General features: G+C 74.2%; 5 protein-coding genes. 1 reads left to right on the top strand and 4 read right to left on the bottom strand.

Translation table 11 applies throughout. The annotated features are described in order from the left end of the window. Positions 1 to 50 precede the first annotated feature (50 nt). Positions 51 to 1,154 carry an adenosine deaminase gene (locus AOK00_RS20195; RefSeq protein ID WP_055601704.1) on the top strand — a complete coding sequence of 368 codons (1,104 nt, stop codon included), beginning with the start codon at positions 51 to 53 and terminating at the stop codon, positions 1,152 to 1,154. Between the two features lie 227 nt (positions 1,155 to 1,381). Here AOK00_RS20195 and AOK00_RS20190 read toward each other — a convergent pair whose 3' ends face one another. Genes AOK00_RS20190 through AOK00_RS20175 form a run of 4 tightly spaced genes read right to left on the bottom strand, consistent with a single transcriptional unit; the run spans position 1,382 to position 6,559 of the window. After that, on the bottom strand, positions 1,382 to 2,359 hold the full coding sequence (locus AOK00_RS20190; protein WP_055601703.1) for a S66 peptidase family protein: 978 nt from the start codon (positions 2,357 to 2,359) through the stop codon (positions 1,382 to 1,384). Next, entirely contained in the window at positions 2,356 to 4,356 is a 2,001-nt protein-coding gene (locus tag AOK00_RS20185) for a S9 family peptidase (protein WP_055601702.1), read from the bottom strand. Before AOK00_RS20185 ends, AOK00_RS20190 begins: the two co-directional genes overlap by 4 nt. 42 nt (positions 4,357 to 4,398) lie before the next feature. After that, a complete protein-coding gene (locus tag AOK00_RS20180; protein WP_055601701.1) occupies positions 4,399 to 5,733 on the bottom strand; it encodes a M20/M25/M40 family metallo-hydrolase in 1,335 nt (444 codons plus the stop codon). After that, entirely contained in the window at positions 5,726 to 6,559 is an 834-nt protein-coding gene (locus tag AOK00_RS20175) for a M55 family metallopeptidase (protein WP_055601700.1), read from the bottom strand. Before AOK00_RS20175 ends, AOK00_RS20180 begins: the two co-directional genes overlap by 8 nt. Positions 6,560 to 7,166 lie beyond the last annotated feature (607 nt).

Raw genomic sequence — 7,166 nt, 5'->3', positions numbered from 1 at the left:
GTCGGGCCCGTCACAGCGGGGCCCTCCCTCGTGGCGTACACTTCCCCGCCATGCACTTGTCTGACAACCCTGCCACGCCTGCCGCCGCCACCGTCTCCGAGTGGATCCGCCGGGCCCCCAAGGCCGTCCTCCACGACCACCTCGACGGTGGGCTGCGCGCCGCGACCATAGTCGAGCTGGCACGGGAGTGCGGCTACACCGCGCTGCCGACCGAGGACCCCGCCGCGCTCGCGGTCTGGTTCCGGGACGCGGCCGACTCCGGTTCGCTGGAGCGCTACCTGGAGACGTTCGCCCACACCTGCGCGGTGATGCAGACCCGCGGGGCGCTCACGCGCATCGCGGCCGAGTGCGCCGAGGACCTCGCGGCGGACGGTGTCGTCTACGCCGAGATCCGCTACGCCCCCGAGCAGCACCTGGAGGGCGGTCTGACCCTCGACGAGGTCGTCGAGGCCGTCAACGCCGGTTTCCGTGAGGGCGAGCGCCGCTCCGGCGGACGTATCACCGTCCGCACCCTCCTCACGGGCATGCGTCACACGGACCGCTCCCTGGAGATCGCGCAGCTCACGGTCGCGCACCGGGACAAGGGCGTGGCCGGCTTCGACATCGCCGGCGGCGAGATCGGCAACCCGCCGGCCCGCCACCTCCCCGCCTTCCAGCACCTGAAGCGGGAGAACTGCCACTTCACGATCCACGCGGGCGAGGCCGTCGGCGCGGAGTCGATCCACGAGGCCGTGCAGGTCTGCGGCACGGAGCGGATCGGCCACGGCGTACGGATCACGGACGACATCGCCGAGGACGGCACGCTGGGCCGGCTCGCCTCGTACGTCCGGGACAACCGGATCGCCCTGGAGGTCTGCCCGACGTCCAACCTCCAGACGGGCGCCGCGAAGGACTACGCCTCGCACCCGATCGACGAGCTGCGCCGCCTGGGCTTCCGGATCACGCTCAACACCGACAACCGGCTGGTCTCCGGCACCACCATGAGCGAGGAGTTCCAGCACATGGTGGACGCCTTCGGTTACGGCCCCGAGGTCTTCGAGGAGTTCACGGTCGCCGCTCTGGAGGCCGCCTTCCTGCCGCTGCCGGAGCGCCGGCGGCTGATCGACGAGATCGTCCGCCCCGGCTACGCGACGCTCCGGGCCGTGTCGGTCTGACCCGTCCGACCCACGCCCCTCTGGGCCAGGGTGTACGGGGCCTCGGCGCCGCTCGCGGGCCCGGCGAGCGTCGGCGGCCCGGCGAGCGCCGCGGCTCCGGGCCCGAGCGCGAGGGCCTCGCGGGATCGGGGCCGACGCCGACATCGAGCGCGACTCCGGCCGCCCGCTCGTCCAGCTCGCCGACCCGCGCGGCATGGGACACCCCGGGGCCCCTTGTCCGCCCCCCATCAACGCAGGGCCGGGACGTCCAGGGTGAGGGTGTTCGTCTCCGTGTCCAGGACGGCTGACACGCCGAGCGGCATGGTCAGGGCCGTTTCGCTGTGGCCGAAGCCCAGTTCCTCCACGACCGGGACGCCGAGGCCACCGAGGCGGTCCGTGAGGACCGCCCGGATCTCCTCGTACGGGCCGCAGTCCGCCCAGGACCCGAGGGCGATTCCCGCGACGCCGTCGAGCCAGCCGGAGCGGAGGAGCTGGGTGAGGACGCGGTCCAGGCGGTACGGCTCCTCCCCCACGTCCTCCAGGAGCAGCAGGCCGCCGCGGGCCGAGGGGCGGGCACGGGGGGTCGCGAGGTCGGCGGCGAGGAGGCTGACGCAGCCGCCGAGGGTCACGCCACGGGCGCGGCCCGGTGCCAGGGTTCGTGCCGTGTCCAGACCGAGGGTGCGTACCGACTCGGGCTCGAACAGCGTGGCCCGCAGGGACTCCCGGGTGCGCGGGTCCGAGAGGAAGGTGCCCGCGGCGACCATCGGGCCGTGCAGGGTGGAGCAGCCGGCCCGGACGGCGAAGGCCTCGTGCAGGGCGGTGATGTCGCTGTAGCCGACGAACGCCTTGGGCCCCGCGTCCCTGATCGCCCGCCAGTCGACGAGGTCGACCATGCGCTGCGCCCCGAATCCGCCGCGCGCGCAGAGGACGGCGGAGACCGTGGGGTCGCACCATGCCTCCGTCAGGTCCCGGGCCCTGGCCCGGTCGGCGCCCGCGAGGTGGTCGAGGGTGGGGTGGGTGTCGAGGACGTGCGGGGCGACGACGGGGTCGAGGTCCCAGCCGCGGAGGATGTCGAGCCCCGCCCGCAGCCGCTCCTCGGGGACGGGTCCGGCGGGGGCGACGACGGCGACCCGGGCGCCGGGCCGCAGCCGTTCGGGCCGGGTGAGCGGTCCGACGGGCGGCCGGGCCTCCGCCGGGGCGGAGGGAGCGGGATCGGGCGTCGTCACGTGCGGTACTCCAGGTCGGGCACGTCCGTCCGGGTGATGCCGAAGGTCCGGGCGTACAGGGAGAGTTCGGCCTCCAGGGCGCGGACCATCGTGTCGGCCCTGCGGAAGCCGTGGCCCTCCCCCTCGAAGGCGAGGTAGGCGTGCGGGACGCCCCGGCCGGCGGTGCGGGTGAGGAAGCGCTCGGCCTGCGCGGGCGGGCAGATGACGTCGTCGAGGCCCTGGAGCAGCAGGAAGGGCGCGGTGACGCGGTCGACGTGCTCGATGGGCGAGCGCTCCTTGTACCGGGCGGGGACGTCGTCGACGGATCCGATGAGCCCGTGCAGGTACTGGGACTCGAAGTCGTGGGTCTCGTCGGTGGCCCAGCCCCGCAGGTCGAGGATGGGATAGATGATCGTGCCGCAGGCGTACACGTCGGTGGAGACGAGGGAGGCGGCGGCCGTCCAGCCGCCGGCGCTGCCGCCGCGGACGGCGAGCCGGTCCGGGTCGGCGGTGCCCTCGGCGGCGAGCGCCGCGGCGACGGCCGCGCAGTCCTCGACGTCGACGACGCCCCACTGCTCGCGCAGCCGCTCGCGGTACTCCCGGCCGTAGCCGGTGGAGCCGCCGTAGTTGACCTCGGCGACGCCGATGCCGCGCGAGGTGAAGTAGGTGATCTCCAGGTCGAGGACGAGCGGGGCGTGTCCGGTGGGGCCGCCGTGGGCCCAGATCACATAGGGCGGGAGTTCGCCCTCGGGGCCGGTGAAGCCGGGATGGTGGGGTGGGTAGATCTGCGCGTGGATCTCGCGTCCGCCGGGGCCGGTGAAGGTACGGACGCGGGGTTCGGGGTGGTGGGCGGGGTCGACGGCGTCGGTGTGGGCGGCGCCCACGACCCGGGTGCGGCCGGTGCGGGTGTCGAGTTCGACGAGCTCGTAGGAGCTGTGCGGGGAGGCGGCGATGCCGACCACGCGGCTGCCGTGGGCGGCGAGGGTCGGGGCCCATTCGGTCCAGGGGCCGGCGGCGTCGACGAGCGTGCCGCGGTCGGGGTCGAGGATGCCGAGGGTGGTGGTGCCCTTGCCGTGGACGACGGCCACCAGACCGTTCTCCAGGGGGGTGAACCAGTTCAGCCCGATCTTCCAGAGCGGTCCGCCGAACTCCTCGGCACGGGGGCAGAGCGCGGCCGGTTCGCCGAGGCCGCCGTCGGTGTCGATCTCCGCCCGGTAGAGGTTCCACCAGCCGGTGCGGTCGCTGACGAGGAGCAGCCGTCCGGCCGCGTCCCAGTCGACCTGCGGGATCGACTCGGCGGGCCCGCCCGCGACGGTGCCGGCGCGCTGGAAGGTGCCGTCGGGGGTGACCTCGGCGAGCTGGACCTCGGTGCCGTCCCAGGGCATCCGGGGGTGGTCCCAGCCGATCCAGGCAGCCCGGCGGCCGTCCGGGGAGAGCCGGGGGCCGGTCACGAACCGGTGGCGCCCGTCGGAGAGCTCGCGTACGGCCGCACGGTCGTCGGCGGCGGAGCCGTCGAGGGGTACGGCGACGAGCACCCGGCGGACGTCGGTCGGGGCGGGACCGGTGAACTCCTCCAGGACGCACCACACCTCGCCCCGGTCGGGGTGGATGACCGGGTCCACCCAGCGCAGTCCTCCGCCGGTCCCGGAGACGGGGGTGAGGGGCCGGGGCTCGACGCCGGGAGCGGCGTCGGGCTCGTAGGCGTAGAGCCGCTGGTCCGGGAAGTGGCAGAAGACGGCGAGGGGTCCGCCGGCCGGGCGCGGGACCGCCGCCCAGGGGAGGCCGCCGTACTCGATCACCCGGCTGCGGACGTTCCACGGGGCGGGCAGCAGGCTTTCCTCCGTGCCGTCGGCGCGCCGTCGCACGAGGGCGCGCCTGCCTCCCTCCGCGGGCCGCGGCGCGGTCCACCACAGTTCGTCGCCGACGACGCCGGGGTACTCGGGCCGCCCGTCGTGGGCGGCGGCGAGCGCCGCGTCGACGGGTGACGGCCAGCTGCCGTGGGCGGCGATCGTTTTCATCCCAGCTCCCCCTGTCACGGTGATACGCGAACGATGACGGCCCTACGCCGACTTCAGGTAGTGGTCGAGCACCCGGACGCCGAAGTGCAGCGCGTCCACGGGGACGCGTTCGTCGACGCCGTGGAAGAGTGCTCCGTAGTCGAGGTCCGGGGGCAGCCTGAGCGGCGAGAAGCCGTAGCCCGTGATGCCGAGCCGGGAGAACTGCTTGGCGTCGGTGCCGCCGGACATGGTGAAGGGCACGACGTGCCCGTCCGGGTCGAAGCGCTCGACGGCGGCCCGCAGTTTCGCGAAGGTCGGCGAGTCGACGGGCGCTTCCAGGGCGACCTCGCGGTGGTGGAACTCCCACTCCACGTGCGGGCCGGTCAGCTCGTCCATGGTCTCGGCGAACTCCTCCTCGGTGCCCGGCAGCGTCCGCCCGTCGATGTAGGCGACGGCCTGGCCCGGGATGACGTTGACCTTGTAGCCGGCGTCGAGCATCGTCGGGTTGGTGCTGTTGCGGACGGTCGGCGCGACGAGGGCGGCGGCGGGTCCGAGCTTGTCGAGGAGGACGTCCACGTCGAGGTCGGGCACGCGGGTGTCGATGTCGATGGCGTACAGCGCGGCGAGTTCGGCGAGGGCGGCGCGGACGGTGGCGGTGAGCCGGACGGGCCAGGTGTGCGAGCCGATCCGGGCGACGGCGTCGGCGAGGCGGGTGACGGCGTTGGCCGTGTTGACCTTGGAGCCGTGCCCGGCGCGGCCGTGGGCGGTGAGCTTGAGCCAGGCGGTGCCCCGCTCCCCCGCGGCGATCGGGTAGAGGGTGGTGCCGGGCTGCGGGTGGAAGCTGAAGGCCCCGGACTCGCTGATGCCCTCCGTGCAGCCCTCGAAGAGGGCGGCGTGGCGGTCGGCGAGGAAGCCGGAGCCGTCCTCGGCGCTCGCCTCCTCGTCGGCGGTGTAGGCGAGGACGATGTCGCGGCGCGGCCGGATGCCCTGCCGGGCCCAGGAGCGGACGACGGCCAGCACCATCGCGTCCATGTTCTTCATGTCGACGGCGCCGCGGCCCCATACGACCCCGTCGCGGATCTCGCCGGAGAAGGGGTGGGTGGTCCACTCGGCGGGGTCGGCGGGCACGACGTCCAGATGGCCGTGGACGAGCAGGGCCTCGGCCGAGGGGTCGGTGCCGGGGATGCGCGCCACCACGTTGGTGCGGCCGGGGGTCCGCTCCAGGAGGGTGGGTTCGATGCCGGAGGCGGCGAGGCGCTCGGCGACGTACTCGGCGGCGGGCCGTTCACGGCAGTCGCCGCCGCCCCGGTTGGTGGTGTCGATGCGGATGAGCTCGGAGGTGAAGGTGACCACCTCGTCGAGCGCCGTCGTGTCCGGGCCCCGGACCTCCTCAGCCATACTGCTCCTCCACCGCGGCCGAGACGATCGTCGTGACCGCTTTGAACGTGCGGATTGCCTCGTACATCGTCTCGCTGGTGTACGCGACGCGCCGCTCCGCGCTCCGCGCCACGCCGGGAACCACCGTGGCGGCCGCGCCCAGGTGCTCGGCGTCGAACTCCAGCTCCACGGTGAAGGGGCCGGCGTGGACCGGCTCGTGGCAGACGGCGAGCGCGGCGCCGGTCTTCGCCGCCGCCCGGATGTCGGCGGCGGTTCTGGCCGGGGTCCGGCACACCGCCGCGTACCGCGAGACGTAGTCCTTGACCGCGACCTTGGGGGCCTCCGGCGCGTAGCCGAGGGCGTCCTCGCAGGTCAGGTCGTCGCCGGTGACGAGGACGACGGGCACGCCGTACTCCGCGACCACATGGGCGTTGAGCAGGCCCTCGCTGGCCCGTTCGCCGTTGAGCCAGACGCCGGTGATCGAGTTGGCGAGGTAGGTGTGGGCGAGGACGCCCTCGGTGCCGGCGCCGGTGTGGTAGCCGACGAAGGCGATGCCGTCGACGTCCCCGTGCTGGACGCCCTCGACCATGGACAGGGACTTGTGCCTGCCGGTGAGCATCTCGGCCCGCTCGTCGAGCCGCTCCAGGAGCAGGTTCCGCATGGACGAGTGCGCCTCGTTGATGAGGACCTCGTCGGCGCCGCCGTCGAGGAAGCCGAGCACGGCGGCGTTCACGTCGGAGGTGAACATCGCGCGGCACCGCTCCCACTGGGGCGTGCCGGGCAGCACGTCGGCGGGCCAGGTCACACCGGTCGCGCCCTCCATGTCGGCGCTGATGAGGATCTTCATGACTGGCACCGTACGCGCCGCCCGGCGGCCGTACCACCCCTGTGGAAAACCGCCGTTGGAGTGGACCAGTGGCACGCACCTGGACGGCGGTACGGATCACCCGGGCGGTTCCGCGCAGCCCCTGGGGTCCTCCTCGGCGAGGCGGCGCAGAGTGGCCGCGGCCTGCTGTTCGGGCGGGGTTCCGTCGTCCGGGAGGCGCCAGAGGAACTGGCGTACCGGCTGCTCCGTGTCGGGTGTGCCGTCCGCGGTCCGGGGCGGGCCGTCGAAGGTGACGACGGTGGTGTCGGGTGCGTGGAAGTCCGTCGAGATCCACCCTCGCCCGAGCCCCCACCGGGCGAGCAGCTCGGGCCGCTCGCGCAGTCCCGCGCTGATCAGCCAGGCGGTACGGCGGGCCGGCCAGGTCCAGCTCCGGTCCTGCTCGGCGCGGGTGACCTCGTCAGGTTGCGTCCGAGTGCGCGGGCCCTGCTCCTGGCGCCGGGATCCCCGGGTGGGGGCAGAGCGGCCACGGCGGCGAAGACGGCCCGTTCACGGGGTCGCGGCGAGCACGCGCTCCGTCTCCGCGGCGGCCCGCTCGGGGTCGGGGTCGGCCAGGAGGGGGCGGAGGAGC

It is taken from the genome of Streptomyces aureus (assembly GCF_001418135.1).
Taxonomy (GTDB): Bacteria; Actinomycetota; Actinomycetes; order Streptomycetales; family Streptomycetaceae; genus Streptomyces; species Streptomyces aureus_A.
The sequence above is the reverse complement of the archived record's forward strand: the minus strand, read 5'-3'. Positions and strand labels throughout refer to the sequence as shown.

Excerpts from the sequence above, each read along its gene's own strand:
- AOK00_RS20180 (WP_055601701.1), bottom strand. The coding sequence starts at position 5,733 with ATGGCTGAGGAGGTCCGGGGCCCGGACACGACGGCGCTCGACGAGGTG.
- AOK00_RS20175 (WP_055601700.1), bottom strand. The coding sequence starts at position 6,559 with ATGAAGATCCTCATCAGCGCCGACATGGAGGGCGCGACCGGTGTGACC.
- AOK00_RS20195 (WP_055601704.1), top strand. The coding sequence starts at position 51 with ATGCACTTGTCTGACAACCCTGCCACGCCTGCCGCCGCCACCGTCTCC.
- AOK00_RS20185 (WP_055601702.1), bottom strand. The coding sequence starts at position 4,356 with ATGAAAACGATCGCCGCCCACGGCAGCTGGCCGTCACCCGTCGACGCG.